1 protein-coding gene is annotated in these 1,183 nt (G+C 60.9%); it reads left to right on the forward strand.

The window, feature by feature from the left end; genetic code table 11:
• Positions 1 to 144 precede the first annotated feature (144 nt).
• Positions 145 to 1,183, forward strand: a 1,039-nt coding sequence (gene queA, locus Q0341_RS03190) for a tRNA preQ1(34) S-adenosylmethionine ribosyltransferase-isomerase QueA (RefSeq protein ID WP_299510510.1), incomplete at its 3' end; no start/stop codon positions are given.

Consider the following 1,183-nt stretch of genomic DNA (forward strand, 5'->3'; position numbering starts at 1 on the left):
GAATATTGATATTTGACCTTGATGGCTTGAATGAAGCCGCCCTGCCACGCGCTCGGTGCGCATGGCGCTGTGCACCCCATGCCACACCTGCAGGTGTGGTGACTGTTTTTCACTTTGTACGGGCCTGTCCGGCCCTGAAGCCCCATGACATCTGACTTCCCCACCTCCACGCGCAACTTCACGCTCAGCGATTTCGACTTTGAGCTGCCCCTCGAACTGATTGCGCAGCACCCCGCCACCAAACGCAGCGGCTCGCGCTTGCTCGATGGCTCTTCGCCTGCGGTGGTAGACCGCATCTTTCACGAACTGCCCAGCTTGCTCCAAGCGGGCGATCTGCTGGTCTTCAACGACACCAAGGTGGTCAAGGCCCGTATCTTTGGCGAGAAGGCCTCGGGTGGCAAGCTCGAACTGCTGATCGAACGCGTGCTGCCTGGCCACCAAGTGGTGGCGCACATGAAGGTGAGCAAAAAGCCTTTGATCGGCGGCAAGATGTTCATGATGGGCGGCGCCCACAACGGCGGGTTTGACGCCGTACTTCTGGGCCGTTGGCCCGATGAAAACGGCCAGCTGTTTCACCTGCAACTGAGCGACGAGCCGCACGCCTTGATGGAAAAGCACGGTCATGTGCCCTTGCCGCCTTACATCACCCACTCCGACTCGGAAGAAGATGCCCAGCGCTACCAGACCGTGTTTGCACGAGCACCCGGCGCAGTGGCCGCGCCCACGGCCGCGCTGCATTTTGACGAAGGTGTCTTGGCCGCTCTGGCAACGCGTGGCGTGCACACCGCGAGCGTGACGCTGCATGTGGGCGCGGGCACGTTCCAGCCGGTCAAGACCGAGAACATCGCCGAACACCACATGCACAGCGAGTGGTACGAAGTGCCCGAAGCCACGCAGCACGCGATTGCCGCGTGCAAGGCACGCGGCGGCAAAGTGCTGGCGGTAGGCACAACCACCGTGCGCACGCTGGAGTCGTGGGCAAAATCAGGCCAAGCCAGTGGCGACACACAAATCTTCATCACGCCAGGTTTTGAGTTCCAGGTGGTGGACCGCCTGATCACCAACTTCCACCTGCCCAAGAGCACCTTGATGATGCTGGTCAGCGCCTTTGCAGGTTACGAGCACATCATGGGTTTGTACCGCCACGCGATCGCGCAGCAGTACCGGTTTTTCAGCTATGGGG

The sequence above is a fragment of the uncultured Limnohabitans sp. genome (genome assembly GCF_937889215.1).
GTDB lineage: Bacteria > Pseudomonadota > Gammaproteobacteria > Burkholderiales > Burkholderiaceae_C > Limnohabitans_A.